This is a genomic window from Sphingobacterium sp. UBA7249 (genome assembly GCF_002472835.1).
In the GTDB taxonomy this organism is placed as follows: Bacteria; Bacteroidota; Bacteroidia; order Sphingobacteriales; family Sphingobacteriaceae; genus Sphingobacterium; species Sphingobacterium prati.
The window spans coordinates 41,189-60,545 of sequence record NZ_DKST01000001.1 but is presented as its reverse complement, the minus strand read 5'-3'; the positions used below and the strand labels follow the sequence as shown (position 1 = coordinate 60,545).

General features: G+C 40.6%; 18 protein-coding genes and 1 pseudogene. 3 read left to right on the top strand and 16 right to left on the bottom strand.

The window, feature by feature from the left end:
- Positions 1 to 113 precede the first annotated feature (113 nt).
- A complete protein-coding gene (locus B4A24_RS00250) occupies positions 114 to 725 on the top strand; it encodes a glycosyltransferase family 32 protein (RefSeq protein WP_293941096.1) in 612 nt (203 codons plus the stop codon).
- Here the strand turns inward: B4A24_RS00250 and B4A24_RS00245 are convergent.
- From B4A24_RS00245 to B4A24_RS00180, 15 genes and pseudogenes are all read right to left on the bottom strand, one after another.
- Complete coding sequence (locus B4A24_RS00245) at positions 722 to 1,831, bottom strand: glycosyltransferase family 4 protein (RefSeq protein ID WP_293941093.1); 1,110 nt, start codon at positions 1,829 to 1,831, stop codon at positions 722 to 724. The genes B4A24_RS00250 and B4A24_RS00245 overlap by 4 nt on opposite strands.
- The gene (locus tag B4A24_RS00240; protein WP_293941090.1) at positions 1,828 to 2,853 is read right to left on the bottom strand and encodes a glycosyltransferase family 9 protein; all 1,026 of its coding nucleotides are present in this window, start codon (positions 2,851 to 2,853) and stop codon (positions 1,828 to 1,830) included. The genes B4A24_RS00245 and B4A24_RS00240 overlap by 4 nt, the downstream gene beginning before the upstream one ends.
- Before the next feature lie 4 nt (positions 2,854 to 2,857).
- Positions 2,858 to 3,463 (bottom strand): DUF4254 domain-containing protein, encoded by a 606-nt coding sequence (locus B4A24_RS00235; protein WP_293941087.1) that lies wholly within the window; start codon positions 3,461 to 3,463, stop codon positions 2,858 to 2,860.
- Positions 3,464 to 3,717: 254 nt separating this feature from the next.
- A complete protein-coding gene (locus tag B4A24_RS00230) occupies positions 3,718 to 5,199 on the bottom strand; it encodes an NADH-quinone oxidoreductase subunit N (RefSeq protein ID WP_293941084.1) in 1,482 nt (493 codons plus the stop codon).
- A gap of 6 nt (positions 5,200 to 5,205) precedes the next feature.
- Positions 5,206 to 6,807: a complex I subunit 4 family protein gene (locus B4A24_RS00225; RefSeq protein WP_293941081.1), complete on the bottom strand. Its 1,602-nt coding sequence runs from the start codon at positions 6,805 to 6,807 to the stop codon at positions 5,206 to 5,208.
- 3 nt (positions 6,808 to 6,810) lie between these two features.
- On the bottom strand, positions 6,811 to 8,865 hold the full coding sequence (locus tag B4A24_RS00220) for an NADH-quinone oxidoreductase subunit L (RefSeq protein ID WP_293941078.1): 2,055 nt from the start codon (positions 8,863 to 8,865) through the stop codon (positions 6,811 to 6,813).
- Between the two features lie 3 nt (positions 8,866 to 8,868).
- Positions 8,869 to 9,177 carry an NADH-quinone oxidoreductase subunit NuoK gene (gene nuoK, locus B4A24_RS00215; RefSeq protein WP_293941076.1) on the bottom strand — a complete coding sequence of 103 codons (309 nt, stop codon included), beginning with the start codon at positions 9,175 to 9,177 and terminating at the stop codon, positions 8,869 to 8,871.
- On the bottom strand, positions 9,174 to 9,716 hold the full coding sequence (locus B4A24_RS00210) for an NADH-quinone oxidoreductase subunit J (protein WP_293941075.1): 543 nt from the start codon (positions 9,714 to 9,716) through the stop codon (positions 9,174 to 9,176). Before B4A24_RS00210 ends, nuoK begins: the two co-directional genes overlap by 4 nt.
- A gap of 4 nt (positions 9,717 to 9,720) precedes the next feature.
- Entirely contained in the window at positions 9,721 to 9,864 is a 144-nt protein-coding gene (locus tag B4A24_RS23775; RefSeq protein WP_422663673.1) for a hypothetical protein, read from the bottom strand.
- Positions 9,865 to 10,034: 170 nt separating this feature from the next.
- Positions 10,035 to 10,106 (bottom strand): annotated as a pseudogene (locus B4A24_RS23960) (4Fe-4S ferredoxin); the annotation flags it as partial.
- 174 nt (positions 10,107 to 10,280) lie between these two features.
- Positions 10,281 to 11,354, bottom strand: a complete 1,074-nt coding sequence (gene nuoH, locus B4A24_RS00200; RefSeq protein ID WP_293941072.1) for an NADH-quinone oxidoreductase subunit NuoH — start codon at positions 11,352 to 11,354, stop codon at positions 10,281 to 10,283.
- Positions 11,355 to 11,678: 324 nt separating this feature from the next.
- Positions 11,679 to 12,965, bottom strand: a complete 1,287-nt coding sequence (locus B4A24_RS00195) for a citrate synthase (protein WP_075994228.1) — start codon at positions 12,963 to 12,965, stop codon at positions 11,679 to 11,681.
- A 191-nt stretch (positions 12,966 to 13,156) separates the two neighbouring features.
- Positions 13,157 to 13,402 carry a hypothetical protein gene (locus tag B4A24_RS00190; protein ID WP_172396408.1) on the bottom strand — a complete coding sequence of 82 codons (246 nt, stop codon included), beginning with the start codon at positions 13,400 to 13,402 and terminating at the stop codon, positions 13,157 to 13,159.
- A 6-nt stretch (positions 13,403 to 13,408) separates the two neighbouring features.
- A complete protein-coding gene (locus B4A24_RS00185; RefSeq protein ID WP_293941069.1) occupies positions 13,409 to 14,416 on the bottom strand; it encodes an SPFH domain-containing protein in 1,008 nt (335 codons plus the stop codon).
- Between the two features lie 5 nt (positions 14,417 to 14,421).
- Positions 14,422 to 15,792: a hypothetical protein gene (locus tag B4A24_RS00180; RefSeq protein ID WP_293941066.1), complete on the bottom strand. Its 1,371-nt coding sequence runs from the start codon at positions 15,790 to 15,792 to the stop codon at positions 14,422 to 14,424.
- Between the two features lie 347 nt (positions 15,793 to 16,139).
- Between B4A24_RS00180 and B4A24_RS00175 the strand changes: the two genes are divergently transcribed.
- Both B4A24_RS00175 and B4A24_RS00170 read left to right on the top strand, forming a co-directional pair.
- Positions 16,140 to 16,502, top strand: a complete 363-nt coding sequence (locus tag B4A24_RS00175; RefSeq protein WP_172396411.1) for a BlaI/MecI/CopY family transcriptional regulator — start codon at positions 16,140 to 16,142, stop codon at positions 16,500 to 16,502.
- Positions 16,503 to 16,506: 4 nt separating this feature from the next.
- Positions 16,507 to 18,579 (top strand): M56 family metallopeptidase, encoded by a 2,073-nt coding sequence (locus B4A24_RS00170; RefSeq protein WP_293941064.1) that lies wholly within the window; start codon positions 16,507 to 16,509, stop codon positions 18,577 to 18,579.
- A 48-nt stretch (positions 18,580 to 18,627) separates the two neighbouring features.
- Here B4A24_RS00170 and pth read toward each other — a convergent pair whose 3' ends face one another.
- Positions 18,628 to 19,191, bottom strand: a complete 564-nt coding sequence (gene pth, locus B4A24_RS00165) for an aminoacyl-tRNA hydrolase (protein WP_104383967.1) — start codon at positions 19,189 to 19,191, stop codon at positions 18,628 to 18,630.
- Positions 19,192 to 19,357: the final 166 nt, after the last annotated feature.

The following is a 19,357-nucleotide window of genomic DNA, read 5'->3' as shown; positions in this document are numbered from 1 at the left end:
AAATTATTTTTTATGACGCTATATTAGCGTTATTTACGTATTTAAATTCAATATAGTAAGTGGCTATTCCAAAAGTTATATACCAGACTTTCAAAACAAATAAAATTCCTTTATTGACCAAATTTTATATCTGGCGATTTTTAAGAAAAAATAAAGGTTACCGTAGAGAGTTTTTTGATGATGCTCAAGTGGATGCGTTTGTGAAGGAGTCTTTTGACGAACGCACTTATCGTGCTTATTCACGGCTTCAAATAGGTGCTGCAAAGGCTGACTTTTTTAGGTACGCGATCCTATACATTAGAGGCGGTATATATTTGGATCTTGATAGTGACATTACGGGTAAATTAGATCAGGTAATTCAAACAGACGATGTCGCTGTAGTGGCGCGCGAGAAAAAGTGGCAACAATATTTTGCACAATGGGCGCTTATTTTTGATAAGGGGCACCCCTTTCTGAAAGAAACCATCAAACTCATTGTTGAAAATATTGAAAACAATAGATTTCCGCATGATGTACATTCGATGACTGGTCCGACTGTTTATTCGCTGGCCATCAATAATGTTATTGCGCGTAATCCGGAGGTTTCGTACCGTATTTATACCGATGATTACAAAGGCATAATGAAGTTTAAGTATAAATTGGGAAAGATCCTTATCTATGGGGATCGCTCTAAACACTGGAAGAAACTGCAAAAAGTCATTCCTGTCGTAAAGGCTGAAAATTAAAGTGTAAGGTATTGCTCGGCCCACTGACTGGCCAAATGCTCATCATTAAACTTTTGGACATAATCCAGACCTTTGATACGCATGTCATGGCGGAGCATAGAATCCTCAATAACCGTTTTGACTGTATGTCCGATATTTTCAATGTCATGTGGTGATACATATTGCGAAAATGGACCTCCTGCTTCTGGAAAAACTCCTGAATCCGTAGTAATGACAGGCGTACCTGAATACAGGGCCTCAATGATGGGAATCCCAAATCCTTCATAAATAGAAGGGTAGATGAATGCGAGCGCTGAGGAATATAGAATAGAAAGCTCTTGCATATCCAAGCCGCTAAGAAAATAGACCCTATGCTCCATTTGATGCTTGCTGATAAACTCTTTAAGCTGAAGTTGGTATTTGGTGCTTTTTCCCACTATGACTAAAGGTATGTCAATATTTTCTATTGCCTTGACAATGGAAAGTGCATTTTTCCGCTCTTCTATCGTTCCTACATTCAACAGGAACTCATCGGGTAAGCCTAAGCGCCTTTTCAAGGCCTCCTTTTCAATGGCCGTCTTTTCTATTTTAAACGCCTCGTGACAGCCTTGATAGATGATAGCTATTTTTTCAGGTGGGATATCGAAAAATTCAATAATATCATTTTTAGTCTGTTTACTGATCGCGATAATTTTCTCTGCCTGATGGCAGGCATGGGCAAATTTCTTTTTATAGATCCATCGGTCAATCGGATGGTATAGCGAAGGGTAACGCATGAAAATTAAATCGTGCATACTTACTATCGATTTAATTCCAGCTGATGCCAAATCGACCGGAATTTCTCCGGAAAGACCGTGAAAAATAGCAATATGATCTTTTTTTAAATCCGCTACTATTTTTTTTGTTCGCCAGAGGTTTGGAAAATTTTGGCTGATATATCCCTGTGGTGTCCTAATTTGCTCAGGATTGACGAGATTAAAATAGCGTTCAATAGATGTTTTTGCGGTATAGAGCAAATAGTCATTTTGCGGGACAAACTTCGACAAAATACGTATCAGATCCCGGCTGTAATTGCCCAAGCCTGATGTGTTGTTAAAAAAACGCTTTGCATCGAATCCTATCCTCATCTTATCGCTGTTATCTTTTCGATCACCATTTCCGGTGTAATTAAATCAATTGCTTCTATACCGTCACAATCGCAGGGTATGTTGCCATATACTGAACTAGGACGGTTGGGATGCTCTACTTGGATACAGTCCGCTGCTTGCTGCCCATAGCCCGTAAATCCCGCGTAGGGGTGTGTTGCTCCCCAGAGTGATAAGCATCTTATACCCATCAATGAGGCCATGTGCAGTCCGGACGAATCCATGCTGATCATGAGATCTAGGTTGGATATGATATCCAGTTCTTCTCTCAACGTAAATTTCCCGATGGTATTGTAGGTGTTTGGAAAACGTTCAGTCCAGTTCTGCGCGATTTGAAATTCTTCTTCGCCGCCTCCAAAGAGCAATACATCATAGCCATTATGGGTAAGATGGTCTATAACCTGTGCCATCTTATGCTGTGAAAAGATCTTATAACGGTGTTGCGCAAAAGGGGAGATGCCGATTTTCCTGCGTTCAAAATTACCAAATAGGCTAAATGCTCCTTTTGGGACATCCTGCAGATTAGGCGTCAACTGATGACTCAGCTCAATGCTAAACCCTAGTGTACGGAATACATCCGCATAGCGCTCAACAGTCAGTCTCAGCTGTCGCTTAATCTTATGTTCCTTACGTGTCAGGGCTTTTTTTTCAGCACGGCCTTTGTCCAGTTGTTTGACATTCATGCCTGTAAGTGAAAATAAGACATCAAGCACGCGCGAGCGTAAATTGAAGTGCAGATCTGCTACAGCATCAGCACCATACTGTGCCAGTTCTTTTTTTAGCCTTACTAAGCCCCAAAAGCCTTTATGAACTGTCTTCGGTTCAAAGGGGTGGAACTTGACATTCTTTATGCTTTCAAAAAATGGGGCAAAAAACTGACGGCTTACCATGATAATCTCTACAGCCGGATACCGCTGACAAAATTCTTTTAATACAGAAGCTACCATGGCGACATCGCCCATGGCCGAAAACCGGGTTACTATGATTCGCTGCGGCAGTGGCATGTTCTTATTTTCCGGATGTATAAAGTACAGGGTTCAGTTCGGGATCGTTATACATTTTCATCTGTTTATAGACCTTCATGTATTTTTCACCCGATTCTATAGCAGTCAATAATTCGTCGATACTTTGTGAAAGATCTGTACGTTGCTCGAGCAAGATGTTCAATTTGCCCTGACAAGCAGTGATATGTGCTTCTGTGGCATCTGAACGAAGCGTTTCCTGCTCCATATGATAAATTTTTAAAGCCAGGATGGACAATCTATCAATAGCCCAAGCTGGGCTTTCGGTATTGATTTTTGCTGAAGGCAATGCTTGGATACCTTGATATTTTTGCAAAAAGTAACTGTCGATATATTCTACCGTATCCGTGCGGTATTGATTCGACTCATCAATGCGTCGTTTCCAATACAAGGCGTCCTTGGGATCTATCGAGGGATTACGTACAACATCTTCCATATGCCATTGTACAGTGTCAATCCAGCACTTTAAGTACAGGAGGTGTTCTAGGGATTGTTTGTCATACGGATTCTGGATTGGATGATCAATCTGATCGTATACGTGGTAATCCTGGATAGCACGTTGAAAAATTGGATTTGCTATTGCACTAATCATGGTACAAACTTAGATAAATTGCTTTTTATATGCAATTTAATTGCGCTCCATATAAAAACAATTATTCGTTCTTGTCGCTTCTTTTTAGTGCTCATGATTGCCACGCAATTTATCCTTCTCTCCTCGGTCATAGAAAGGCTTTTATCTGAGGAAATTAAAATATAGGATGGAGCTACCCTTAACTTCGGTTACTGCCTAAACACGGTTAAATTAGGGCAAATCCGGCTACCGAAGAGCTGATTTTAATGGCTTTTCTAAAAAACAGAAAGCAATACGTCCGGGAATAGTCCAAGCAAGACGACCAAAAGGGTACACAGCAAGCCAATACCGAGAAGCAAAGGATTGGATTTGCCTGTATATTGACCAACACTGTCTTTCAAGAAAGCGTTCAGTGGGATTTTAAAGTAATAAAATAGGGAGATCACTGAGGTGAGGGCGCCCACGATTAACAAAGCCAGTAACCCAAAAGATTGGAAGTTTTGATATTGTTCGAATACCTTTGAAAATATGAGGAGCTTTCCGACGAATCCAGCCGTCGGAGGCAAACCGATCAAAGCGATTAAGACTATGGAAAATGCGGTGAACAATACAGGTGATTGCTTGCCCAGTCCTCTATAGGATTCGATAGACGTGTTTCCCAGATTGGATTCCAGGCTGTCAATAAAAATAAAAACAGCGATATTCATCAATGCATAGATTGCTAAATAGAACAGCAAAACGTTTGACTCATTGTTTTGATAGACCAATACCGCCATCAAGAGTATTCCAGTGTGGCCAATGGAAGAATAGGCCATCATCCGCTTGGCATCCTGTTGCCTTAATGCCGCCAGATTACCGATCAGCATGGTTGTGATAGCAATGATGATAATCGCGTAAGCCAAGAAATCGCTGAAATAAAAAGATACAGCAAGCCAGGCTGCAAGCAATTTAGAAAGGAGTACCACAACGGCAATTTTCGGTACAGTCGCCAGGTAAGTGGTGATCACTGTCGGTGCTCCCTGATAAACATCGGGACTCCAAACGTGAAATGGAAAAAAACTCAATTTAAAACCAATGCCAGTCAGTAAAAATAGGAGGGCAATACTGATCATGAGTTTCGGCGCTTCCACTAGACCCGCGATATGGCTCTGCGCATCAAAATTCAGGTTTCCCGTGAAACCGTATAATAAGGAAAGACCATAGAGCATGACGGCTGCACAGATAGAACCGAACAGTACATATTTCATCGCCGCTTCGGACTGTACTTTATTGGATGAAAAATAACCGACCATAATATAAGAACTGATGGATACCGTTTCGACGGAAATGAAGATCATCAGCCAGTTGCTCGACATGGTCAATAGGTTCAACCCTAAGGTTGCGGCCAATAGTACGGCATACAAATCTCCCAGAGGTCGATCATGCTGATGACGCTGCTGAATAAAAATTGTAATGAGCAGGGTTGAAAGCAGGATAATCAGCCGTGCCGATGTGGCGAATGTATCAATGTGGATCATGTCGAAGAATCCCACCATTTCTACATGGCTTAACCCTTGCCCCAATAGGTAACAGCCGCTTAACAACAATCCAGCTATTGTAATCGTAAACGATGTTTTGTCCCAATATCTGTCACAGAAAAGGCTAGCGATAATAGCGCCTATAAATGTAATGATCAGCGTTAGTTCCGGTTTGAAATAGGGAATGCTACCAATAATTTGATCTATAAGTGAACTGATATATGGACTGAATGCGAGCATGCTGAATTAGATAAATTGTTGGATAAAGCTGACAAGATTCAATACACTTGCATTGAGGTTGTTGAATATCAAGGATGGCATAACACCTAGTAAAAGTGCGAGCGCCAAAGTAGGGAAAAGAATCAGCTGTTCACTGCTGTTGACATCGGTCAATTCTTTCGCCCAAGATTCGCCGCCTTTTAATCTGATCTGACCAAAAAACATCCGTTGAAGTGTCCATAAAAGATAGGCTGCACTCAAGAGGATACCAATTGAGCCGGCTAAGGCCATCCAGCGGGGAAGGCCGGTACCTACACTGGCTGCATTGAACGAACCGATGATAACAAATGCTTCGCCAATAAACGCTGAGAACCCGGGAAGACCCAATGAAGCGAAGAATGCAACAGCAACATAGCCTGTATACTTCGGCATTAGCTGGGCCAGACCTCTGAAGCTATAGATATTTCGATCGTGCACACGGTCATAAACTACACCGACAAGGAAAAAAAGTGCCGCCGATAGAAAACCATGGGAGATCATTTGGAACATGGCGCCTGAAATTCCTTCGGCTGTCAATGAGGCAATGCCGAGCAATACAAAGCCCATGTGGGATACCGATGAATAGGCAATCATCCGTTTTAAATCTTTTTGTGCTAAGGCATTTAATGCGCCATAGATAATGGAGATGACGCCGATCAGTCCAAGCCACCAATTGGACAGTGCGGCCATGTCGGGAAAAATGCTATAACATATACGGATAATCCCGTAACCACCGATTTTTAACAGGATTCCCGCTAAAATAATGGATACCGGGGTCGGCGCCTCAACGTGTGCATCTGGCAACCAGGTGTGCAGTGGTACGATAGGTACTTTGATTGCAAAAGCGAAAAAGAGTACGACAAAACCAACCAATCTGGCCGATATACCCAATATTTCCTGATAGCCGTCCCACCCGAAGATTGAATCTCCTAAATAATTTTGCGGATTCATCATGTAGATCATATTGAAGGTATGCGCCCCGGTTAGCGGATTGATAACCGAAAAATATAAACCTACGATGATCAACAGCATAAACACCGATCCAAAAAGTGTATAGAGAAAGAATTTTATGGCAGCATATTCACGTCGCGCCCCACCCCAGATACCGATTAAAAAGTATAGTGGTAGGAGCATGACCTCATAGAACAGATAAAATAAAAAGAAATCCAATGCACAGAAGATGCCCATTACAGCCATATTGAGTACCATAAGTAAGGCGAAATATCCTTTGGGGCTCTTTTGTATATTCCAGGAAGCTCCGATCGCCATCAGCATCACAAAAGCACTGAGCAGTAATAATGGCATGGAAATTCCATCTATCCCAACCAGATAATCGATCTCCAGTTTCCCTATAGAACCTAAGTCAAGGCGAATCCAGGGAAGCTGTTCGACGAATTGATACCCTCCTAAATCCTGGACGCCAGGTTGGCTGGCATCAAAATGGGCATAGCATATTCCGGCCAGTACAAATTGTACCGCCGTAAATGCTAGGGCAATATATTTGTAACTCGATTTGTATCGTGTCGGTAGGGCGAGGATAAACGCCGTCGCCAGAAGCGGTAAAAATATCAATAAGGATAAAATAGGCATTTCCTAAAAAAATATAAGATAAATTAAACCAAGTAAAACAAATAGAAAAACGGAATACAAGGCAGTCTGTAATTTGCCATTCTGTACCAGGCGAACCTGGTTGCCAGTCCAGTAGGCAACAGAAGCAATTGCATTGACAAAACCGTCTACAATATGTTTGTCTATCCACACGCTCAATCGGGAGAGGGATAGGACGATAAACTGAATAAAAGCGACAAGTGAATCGACTACATAGCGGTCAAACCAATAACAGAACTGCGCTAGTTTCAGTGTGCCATCAACAAAGATCCATTGATAGAGTTCATTGATATAAGCCTGGTTGAACGCTGCCCGCAGCGACAAGCTATTGGCGTTAAGCGGATATTTTTGTTGTACGTACCATTTCCAGCCAATTATCCAACTCACTACCGAACCGATCAATAAAAGCAATGGAATAATCACATGCGCGTTGTGGCTCGGTGCAAACGTGTATTCATCCAATAGAAGGCCATCCATCAACCAGGAATCGTGATAGGAAACTGGATTGAGCGAAAATACCGGGAATAAGCAGCAGAGCCCCAATAGAAACATTGGAATCAACATGGTTTTTGATGCCTCGTGCAGGGGGGCATCATGCAATTTGTCCCTGACTTGATCCATTATCCGGAAATCACCGAAAAAAGCCTTAAAGATCAAGCGACCAATATAAAATGCGGTCAGTATACTGACTATAACAAGAATGATTGGAATAAGGAGGTAAAAATCGCCTTTTGATAAAGCCCATTCATAAGCGGATATGACAATACTATCCTTGGAAAGATAACCTGATGTCAACGGGAAACCAGCGAGCGCTAGTGAGGCAATGCTCATCAGCATAAATGTTTTGGGCATATACTTTCTGAGGCCACCCATATTCCGAAGGTCCTGTGTATCAAAATCAAGCTGGCTATGTACTTTAAAATGTGCCATCTCATGGATGATCGCCCCTGCAGAGAGAAACAATAGACATTTAAAGAATGCGTGCGTGACTAAATGAAAGAGTGCTGCGTCCCAAGTCCCGATACCAATTCCAACCATCATAAAACCCAGTTGTGAGATGGTTGAAAAGGCTAGGATACGCTTAATATCGTATTGACCTAGCGCAAAATACGCTGCGGATGCCGCGGTGATTGTACCTATGATCGCGATAAATAACAATGCGCTTTCATTGAATAAGGGAAATACGGTGGCCAGCAAAAATACGCCTGCTGCGACCATAGTAGCGGCGTGGATCAACGATGACACCGATGTTGGTCCTTCCATGGCATCTGGTAGCCATACATGTAACGGGAATTGAGCTGATTTGGCCATCGCCGCAATGAAAAACGCTAGTCCTGCTATCGTAAGCCAAATCTGATCCATGCTGTTGACCGGAGAGACCCACTGTCCATTGGTAATAGCAGATTGATAGATCAATCCCGCTTCTCCAAAAAGATCGACCAGATTGAGGGTCTTGAACTGCGTAAATATAATGGCTAAACCAATCAGAAAACCGAGGTCTCCGATGCGGTTTACTAAAAATGCTTTTTTATTGGCCTGTACAGCTGTTTCGCGTGTGAACCAAAAGCCGATAAGGAGATAGGAGGCAAAACCGACCAGTTCCCAAAAGATATACATGAGCAACAGGCTGTCCATAATGACCAATCCCAGCATGGCAAAACAGAAGAGGCTAAGATACATCCAATAGCGATGAACACCAGGGTCGCCTTTCATATAGGCTCTTGAGTAGATATGTACCGGAAGGGCAACTGTTGGTACCAAAAGAAGCATAAGTACACTCAGGTTATTCAATAGGATGCCAACTTTAAAGGTAGACGCTCCGATGATGAACCAAGTGAGTTGGGCAGATACGACTGGATGATTCCAAATGGCCAGCCAAGTAAGTGCAGCAAAGATAAAACTACATACAATTCCAAGCAGGGAAATAATTCCGGACTGATCGCGCTTACCTACCAACGCTTGATATAAAAAAGCGACAAATGGTGCGGCTACTGTAAGCAGCGCTGTATATATGGGTGATATGTGAGCAAGTTGGTTCAATTCTTACTTATCTTTTAATTCATTGATTTCATCGGGATTGATGGTTTTATAATGTCTGTATACATTTAAAACCAGTGCTAATCCAACAGCAACAGCCGCAGCAGCAAGAACAATGGCAAATAAGGCAAAAATCTGCCCACCATAACTGACTTTATCGTATTTACCAAAAGCCACAAAGTTTAAGATCGAGGCATTGATCATAAGCTCAATACCCACTAAAATCATAATGGCATTTTTCTTGGAAAGTACGGTATAAAGACCAATACAGAATATGCAGGCACTGACAACCAAAAAATGTGTTAGTGTAATCATCTGTTGCGCTCCTTTCGCGATAAATGTGAGGCTCCAATAAGTGCCATCATCAAAAAGACCGATATGACTTCAAAAGGCAACACATAAAAAGTCATAAATCGTAATCCGATTTGTTGAATATTATTATCTGTTGGAATAATTTCGGTGTTATTTTGCCGGGCCTGTAGAATCCATGTTGGGATAGACTGCTGCCATTCGTTTATGCCAAGTATCATGAGGGTTAGAAAACCCAAGGTCAATACAATTGCTTGCCACTTAGGCATGCTTAGAAATGAACCACTACTGTCCTGAAGATCTTTCAATAGTTCTTTGTTGGAGAGCATAAAGGCAAATAACATCAGAATTAATACGCCGCCCACATAGACCATGATCTGTGTGATGGCTACAAAATCTGCTAAGGCAAAGAGGTAGAGACCCGCCATGGCGAAGAGCACGATAAAAAATAAAAAAAGTGCACGGGCTATATTTTTAAGATTGACCAGGAGCAGCGCGGATCCGATTGCCAGTACAGCAAAGGCATAAAATAAAATAATTTCCATATGCTTATTTTTGCTTTGCTGCCTCCTTTTCAGCTTGAAACTGCGTCCATTCAGCTTTGCGTTGGGCAACCTGTTCATCGGTCATATCTGAAAAGCCGTAGATCAGATCGGTCAATTTTTGCGAGCTGCGGTCATATTCATTGGTCATGACAATACATTCGGTAGGGCAGACAACAGTGCATAGGCCACAATACATACATTTGGCCATATCAATATTGAATTTGGCCGGATATAGCCGTTTGACGCTACCGTCCGAAGTCNNGCTTCTGGAGATTTGATTGCTTCAATTTCAATGCAATCTACCGGACATGCCTTTGCACAGAGATCGCATACGATACAATCGTCAATATCTACTTGCAATTGATATCGGGCAATTTCGGGGATAGGCATTTTTTCAGCGGGGTATTGTACGGTGACAATGCCCTCCTGATGGTCAAAATAATGATCGTTTTTGATATTTAATTCCTGACGCGAGCGTCGAGCGCCAAACAAGTGCTTCACAGTCAAAGTTAAACCTTTGATTGCTGTACGAAATGCGTGGGAAGCCGTTTTAAATATCATATCTTATGCTATAATTAAAATTCTCCAAATGGCGGAAATAGCCATGCAAATAAAAGCTAACGGTGTCAGCACCTTCCAACATAAGCTCATTAATTGATCTGCACGCAAGCGGGGTAAGGTCCACCGAATCCACATTTGTACCCCTACGATAAATAATGATTTGGCCAGGGTCCAAAAGATTCCCCAGGCCAGCCCCGTTGTCCAGTCGGCCAATCGTATTGCACCGATATTAGGGAGTGGTGTATTCCAGCCACCTAGAAATAGGACTACGCCTAACATCGCTACCAAAAACATCATAGCGTATTCGGCCAAAAAGATAAAGGCAAACTCGATGCCGCCATATTCCGTATGGAAACCACCAACCAATTCAGATTCCGCTTCAGGAATATCGAATGGTGCCCGGTTACATTCTGCCAGTGTCGCGATAAAGAATATGAGATAAGTGACAATTAAATGGGGCGCTTGGAAAATATTCCAGGCGAAAATGCCGCCAATCTCATTCACTTCCCAAAAACCTAAAAATTTGATACTTCCGTTGGTCAGAATACCCTGACCGATTGCGATTTCGTTGAGGTTTAGGGTCTGTGTTAACATGACCACTGTAATTAGGGAGAGCCCAACAGGTATTTCATAGGAAACCATTTGGGCTATTGCACGCATGGAGCCCAGTAGGGAATATTTATTGTTCGATCCCCAACCAGCCATCAAAATCCCTAAAGCGTCAATAGAGATGATGGCCATAATAAAGAATAATCCGGTATGTGTATTCGCCGGAATAAAATCTTTGGCCCAGGGAATGACCGCAAAACCTGTGAAAACTGCTACAAAAATAATAATAGGTGCAATCCTAAAGAGAATTTTGTCGGCTAATGTCGGTGTTATTAATTCCTTTTGAAGTAATTTGAGAATATCGGCTATGGTCTGAAGGCTACCATATTTTCCGGTTTCCATTGGTCCGAGACGATCTTGGACAAATCCCGCAATCTTACGCTCAGCATATACTGCAAATAAGGTAAATGCTGCTATAAAGGTGAAAATAGCAATCGGAACCAAGATATGTAGTATTGTCTCCAGCAAGTCTTATTTATAATGATTTTTAATAAGCGTCCAATGAATACGCAAACTTAACGAAAAACAAGGAATTTCGATAGGGAAAAATTAAAATATACTTAACAAGTAGATTATTGTGACATAATGAAGCTTTTAGCTAGATATTAGTGTTTGGATTTGAGCAGTTAGCATTGAACTTTTGGTTATATATGCCCGCGATTTGTCATACAGAGTGTGGATTTTTGTCTTCATAATGTATTTAAGAGACGTGGTGCTCTTAAAAGGAAACTCTACATAATATCCATAAAAAAAAGCATCCCGAAGGATGCTTTTTTATGGATGTAAATCGAATTAACGATTTGAGAACTCAACGTAATCACGTTCGGTATGCCCCACATACACTTGTCTTGGACGGCCAATAGGCTCTTTGTTTTCACGCATTTCTTTCCACTGTGCGATCCATCCTGGAAGACGGCCCAACGCAAATAAAACGGTAAACATATCTGCTTTGAAACCTAATGCACGATAAATAATACCTGAGTAGAAATCGACATTTGGATAAAGTTTTCTATCGATGAAGTATTGATCATTCAATGCTGCCTCTTCTAGTTTTTTGGCAATATCCAATACGGGATCTTGAACGCCCAATTTTTCTAAAATATCATCACATGCTTTTTTGATAATCTTAGCACGAGGGTCAAAGTTTTTGTATACACGGTGACCGAATCCCATTAAACGGAACGGATCATTTTTATCTTTGGCTTTTGCTAGGTATTTTTCTGCATCACCGCCATCATTTTTGATCGCTTCAAGCATTTCAATTACAGCTTGGTTGGCACCGCCATGCAACGGACCCCACAAAGCATTGATACCTGAGGCAACAGATGCATAAAGGTTGGCATTGGATGAGCCTACGATACGAACTGTTGATGTCGAACAGTTTTGCTCGTGATCAGCATGCAAAATAAGCAATTTGTGCATGGCATCAATCACAACAGGATCGAATGTTTTTTCGTCGTTCACCTCGCCGAATAACATATTCAAGAAGTTGTCAATATAGCCTAAGTTATTTTTAGGATAAACGACCGGATGACCTAATGATTTCTTTTGGATCCAAGAAACGATTGTTGGCATTTTAGCCAAAAGATTGATGATCGTTTGATCTTCTTCTTCGTCTGTTAAGTTTGGATTTAAAGATTCAGGGTAAAATGCAGATAAGGCGCCTACTAAACAAGAAAGTTGGCCCATTGGGTGGGATTTGGATGGAAATCCAGCGAAGAAATTTTTCATGTCTTCGTGAATCATCATTTGCTTTTTAATGTCAGCTCTGAATTTTTCCAATACCTCTTTTTTAGGAAGCTCTCCATAGATTAGTAAATAAGCAACCTCTAGGAAAGTCGATTTCTCTGCCAATTGCTCAATTGGATATCCTCTATATCTCAATATGCCTTTTTCACCGTCAAGGAAAGTAATCGCACTTTTTGTTGCACCCGTGTTTTTGTACCCTGGGTCTAACGTAATAAATCCACTTAGATCTCTTAATTTGGAAATATCAACTGCTTTTTCATTTTCAGTACCGACAATGACCGGAAGGTCATAAGAAGTGCCGTCTAAATTTATAGATGCTTTATCTGACATGTTTATATATTATCTTATATCTGATTTTGTATGCTAATCTCACAAATTTAACTATTTGATATTTAAAACTGAAAGTTCTTTTAGAATTTAAATGACATCATTGCGTCATTTTGGATAATATTGAATAACAATTTACTTAAATAAGCAAATAATTTATTCAAATTTAACACTATCTTATTATGCCCAGAATATTAATCAATTTTTCGTTGGGCGACTTTTCCTTTGTCTTCATATTTCCCGTTTTTGCCCGAACCAAAAAAAGGTAAGATCACGAAACATACCAAAACAATGGAAGTTAAGGTAAGAATACCTGTTGTCCATAAGATTTTGCTGAAATTTTCAGCATCTAAAAAATGGATACCCCAGAGTCCCAATAGAAAATAGGTGGCGACAAATAGGATAACCAGCGTGAATAATATACCAAAGATGTATTTCATAATGGCTTATATTTTATTGAGAATTTGTTTTTTGAGTGTGTCGAATTCATCTTGCGTAATGATGTTCTCGCGTAATAGCAATTGTAATTTTTGCAATTTTTCAACAAAATCACCTTCCTGTTGGATATGGTCTTTGATTTCTTCTTTCTGAAGATCAAACTGCTTGCCCAGTTCCATGCCGACACCGAGTTGTGCGCCAATTCCTGCCAGTCCACCTTCATTTTTTGCGGCATCCCGGAGGGCACGTAATTTTTCCAACTCCACATAGCTAAGGCCGGCTTGTTGCGCAGCTTGATTTTGTGTTGTCAAATCCGCAATTTCACCAATTCTACGTTGTGTGTTCGCATCAAACTGGGTTCCTAAGATCTTAAAATCTGTAATTTCTAAACCGAGATCTTTAAAATCCTGTTCGACAGCCGCTTTTATGTCAATAGACAAAACAGCTAGTTGGCTATCGATTTCATTATAACCCAATTTCTTCTGGGCAATCTGCGCGACAATCTGTTGCGGAATCCGATTGTTGATAACATCCTGAATCGCCGCTGTGCTGACTGTGTTTTGATTGGCAACGATGTTTTTATAGAAATGTACTGGTTCTTTAATGATGTAAGAGAAAGTACCATTCAAGCCTATTTCAACCGGGAGATTATATTGTGGGTCAATGTATTTTATTGGATTTCCTGTCCCCCAGGACTGATTGACAATAGCTGCAGTACGAAAGAAGTAAATATACAGCTTGTGTTCAGACTCAAAATTTTGTCTCAACCTTGCCAGGGTTGTAAAGAAAGGATGATTATCCGTTTTTAAATTATAGGTACCTGGCTCTGTGAGCAGGCTTTCACCTTTTCCTTCATAGACAAGGATACAGCCCTGCCCAGGAGCGAGGATAAGTTTGCTGGAATTCTTAATTTCATTCCTTTCGGAAGGAAATTTATACCATAATACACGAGGGTCTTGATTTTTCCACTCAATGACCTCGGATAATTGGTTGTTAAAAAGATTGAATAGTCCCATAATGTTTAATTTAATGTATCGAATTTGGGGTTATATCCCTCGAACTTGTTGATTTGTTTTCCGCTATTATCAAAATAGTAATAGTCGCTTGATCCTTTGACAATAAAACCATCTTTGAGTAGACAGCCATTCCCGTAAATGGATTTAAGGTCTGTGGTGATTGTTTTCTGTATCGTACCGTTCGATATATCCAATAGCTGGATCTGTAGCGGATCATCTTCCGCTGGTGTTGGTTTGTATGCAATCAGAAGCGTTTTGTCATGCTGAGCAACCACGATAGGCTGAAAATAGAGCCTACCTGGAGTAAAGTCTTTAAAACTAATCAGACGGGCTCCCTTAATTTGCCATGGATTGATCAGCACCTTTTTGTAGGGATCGCGGTCGGTAAAAATACCTGATCTGCCATAATCTTTATCCCAGGAAAAGCGCGGGCTATCTTTGGGGTAGCCATATTGATAGTAATAAGTGTATTGGATCAACTGAATTTTCTCCTCAGGGTAATAACTGGATTTACTTGAAAAAGTGAATTCCGTTTTTGTCGTTGGATTAGGGAGTTTTTTTCTCCGTTCATCATAGAGCTGTTTGTCAGGAATTGATTTGTTAATTAGCGGATAATAAGCTAAGTTTTGTCCTTCATTGTTGATAATTTGATAGGCAGAGCCATAATCTTCGTATTTGAATTCCACTTTAGCAATACCGGTGCTGAGTGACGGTGCATCTTTAACATAATTTTCAAGGACACTTTTGTAGGTTAGGCTATTTCTGTCCAATTGATAGATATACTTGGATTTGATAATGATGTAAAGGTTTTGGTCTTCAAATACCTGTAATTCAACATCACTACTTGATAACTCGACGGGAGTTTCCATCAGCTGCTTTACCCATTCCTTTTTGCCAGTTTTGGGGTCAAATAATCCGATATACACTTTATTGTCTTTTCCTTCGTCAAATCGCTTCCTGGGAGTTCCGACATTGCCCACGACGACGACGTGTGGAGAATTATCTTTGTCCAGAAATAAAATATTGCTTGCATAATTCCACTCCAGCGGTTCGGCTTCTTCTTTTTTGTCTGCAGTGTTGGGTGAACGATAAGTCGAATAATTCGGTTCTGGTTTTTTAGAGAATATAGAACTCACTACACCAATAATGAACATGAGTGCAATAAAGCCCACAACAGCAAATAGTACAATCCGTACAGCTTTATACTGCTCTGGGTTGTTGCGCGGATAATTGTAATTGTGATTGATGTTGATGTCATCACTATCTAAAAAAAACTCAGTCCCACAACTGTCACATTTATAGTAATCAGGTCGGATTGTACTGACTTTTATACTGCCGCAATGAGGACATTTGATCGCTTTGATGCTTTTAGCCATTTATTGTTGTTGTATTTGTTTTGAATTACTCCTATTTAATTTTGTTCATACCGTCCGCAGATCGCATGTTTTTAACCCGCCTATATCTTGATCTGGGCAATGATAGAAAATTATATTTTGCTGGAAAGTTAAAATAAAAAATAGGGTATAACAAATTTTCGGCCAGTCAACTCATATTCGTAGCAGATGATTTTAAAAGCGTCTAAAAATGCTGCATATTGTTATGTTACAGAAAATAGTGGTTTTATACGATGTGTAAGCTGATCTCATGATATATTGTAAAATAATTCTTGGTATTTACGAATTATTCGTAGATTAGTGAAAGATTAGTAAAGAAAGATTAATACATGGAAAAATTAACAGCGCAAGAAGAGCAGGCAATGCAATCTATCTGGAGCCTAAATGGAGGTTTTATTAAGGAAATTCTGGATAATATCAAAGGTGAAAAAATGCCTTATACAACCTTGGCATCAACGGTAAAGAATCTGGAGCGCAAGGACTTTGTGAAAGCTGTCCGTTACGCCAACGCGAAACGTTACGAACCTATGGTCAGTGAGCAGGATTATAAGGCGAAGTTTATGAATTCCTTTGTAGGTGATTATTTCAAAAATTCTTATAAAGAGATGGTTTCATTTTTCGTAAAGGAGGAGAAGCTTACCGAGGGCGAGCTAAAGGAGATCATGGAGATGATTAAAAATAACAAATCTTAATGCGATGGAAAACCTGCTGACCTATATCATACAAGTCAATCTGCTGTTGAGTATACTCTACTTGGGTTATGTCGGACTGTTGAGGGGACTAACGTTCTATTCACTGAATAGGGCCTATTTTTTAATAGGTGGCCTATTTGCTTTTATATACCCGTTTCTGGATTTAAAATCGCTGTTTGTAAAGCGAGGATTGGATATGGGTGCAGTCGGTGAACAGATTTCATTTTATATGGCGGAGCAGGATGTACAGGAGCGGCTAACAGTGGGCGGTTTGTTGGAGATGGTTTTTATTTTAGGGGCAGTAGTGTTATTGCTGAAATTTCTATTTCAACTCTTGAGTTTGTTGAGGATTCATCTGCATTCGACAGCGGATCGATGGAAAACGTATTTTTTTCGGAATGTGTTTATCCCTATTGTGCCATTTTCGTTTTTGGATAAAATTTATGTGAATAAGGAGCAGCATGTGGATGCTGAACTGAAAGATATTTTTAAGCATGAGGATATTCATGTGAAAGGCCTTCACAGCTTGGATATTTTATTGTTTGAAATCATATTGGTGTGCTGTTGGTACAATCCTTTCGTCTGGCTCATGCGCAGGGCCATTCGCCAAAATTTAGAGTTCCTGACTGATCAACGGGTGCTCAATAAAGGAATTGACAAACAGACGTATCAATATAGCCTATTGAATGTGTCCAAAAAGGGCGCTTCAATAGGGTTGAGTAATCAATTTAATTTTAAACTATTAAAACGTCGAATTATGATGATGAACAAGAAGAGGTCATCCAAGATAGAACTGAGTAAATATGCGTTCCTTTTGCCTGTATTTTTACTAACGGGAGCTGCATTTACCGTAAGCAAAGCGGAAGGGAATATAGATGGTCTCGTTGAAAAGGCAAATGAAACTACCCTTTTAAAATTGGATGTGGGTCAACAGCAAGATGTACTACTCCCCGTGAATATGGTCGGTGAAGCAGGAATAGTACTCAATGAAGCCTTCGGTACAGATACGGTTAAGATAGATACAAGCCGGCGATCAAATGGGACTACTGTATTGAGCGGTCAGATTGGTGCTTTGAAAATCAGAGGTGCTTCTGATCCGATTGATAATCCGCTGTTTGTATTGGATGGGGAAGTTATTGATAAAAAGGAACTAGATGCAATTGCTCCGGAGCAGATTGAATCAATATCAGTATTAAAAGATAAATCTGCTACAGCCGTATATGGTGATAAGGGTAAAAATGGTGTCGTGTTGGTCACTACCAAAATGGGAAATAATACGGGCAAACTTCAGGGAAAGGTGACAGGCCTCTTTGTCAGACAGGACTCCGTTGGTAAAGCAAAGACCGCAGTGGCCAAGTATCCTGCTAATATTCTGTATGTGGTGGATGGTAAGCGAATAAGTTCGGAGGATATGAAAAATATGGATCCGAACAATATTGAGAGTATTCACGTTATTAAGGATGGCCCTGCTCGGACAAAATATGGTGAAGAGGGGGAAAATGGTGTCATTGAGGTAATCACAAAAAAATGGGCAAGAGAAAACCCGGATAAAGCATCTCACAAACTCAAATCAGAAAATAACCCAGATGAGCGGGTTATTACGGTAGTGGGGTATAAAAAGGATGATAAGGGAAATGATCCTAAAACAATAACCTTTGAGGGAAAAGCGGCCCAAAACGATAGCCCAGGGAAAACTGCGAAATTTGTAGCACAAACGGCAACATACGCGAGGGTAGAGGGAGAACCGGGGAATATCAATGGCATCCGGATCCGTGGTTTATCGGGAAAAGAAAAACCATTGTTTGTTGTTGATGGTCAGGTGCAGTCTAAAGACCGCAATGATCTGAAATCCGAAGATATTGCATCCATCGAAGTTCTTAAAAATCAAAGTGCAACGACTCTTTATGGTACAGCGGGGGCGAATGGTGTTATTCTCATAACGACAAAGAAAAAAGCGGGGGAATTGAATGCCGGGAAGGGAGATGGGGAACCACTGGATGGAAAGATAAAGAAAATAATCAAGACCGAACTTGTTAATGAACGAAACCGTGCTGAAGCGATGAAGGGTAAAAGGTAATAACCAGAATATTTTGATGGAATAAAATAAAAGGGACTGCAGTCCCTTTTATTTTGTATTCAGATTGGTCATCGTCAGTTCGATTCCAATATTGACAAAACTTTGGATCATCTTAACGGAATGGTCTATCAATGCCGGAAGTTCTGCTTGTTCATCTTTGTCAAAAGGGCCAAGGACATAGTCAACCTGTCTGCCTTTGGGATAGTTGTCGCCAATACCGAAGCGTAGACGTGGGTATACCTGTCCGCCACAAAGCTGCTCGATGGATTTAAGTCCATTGTGGCCAGCACTGCTGCCTTTAGGCTTCATACGTAAAGAACCAAATGGGATCGCTAAGTCGTCCACGATCACTAAGACATTCTGAATCGGCACTTTACATTGCTGCATATAATAATTGACTGCTTTACCACTGAGGTTCATATACGTAGTCGGCTTGATGACGGTTACGTTATGCCCTCTTTGTTTAAATTCGCTATAATAGGCTAATTTTAACAGGGAGAAACTAGCGCCAGCTTGTTTAACGAGCTCGTCGGCAACCATAAAACCAATATTGTGCCGCGTATCGGCATATTCACTACCGATATTTCCCAATCCAACGATAAGATAATTCATGACGTAAAAATAAAAATTTAATAAACAAAAAAGCACCGAATTTCGGTGCTTTCTGTAGTATAGAACCATCATGAGCTCAAATAAGCTCAATGAATGGATGAATAGCTGCTCATGATAGCTTCATTGCTATTAAAGAGCAAATTAATTTAATGAATAACCTTGTTCA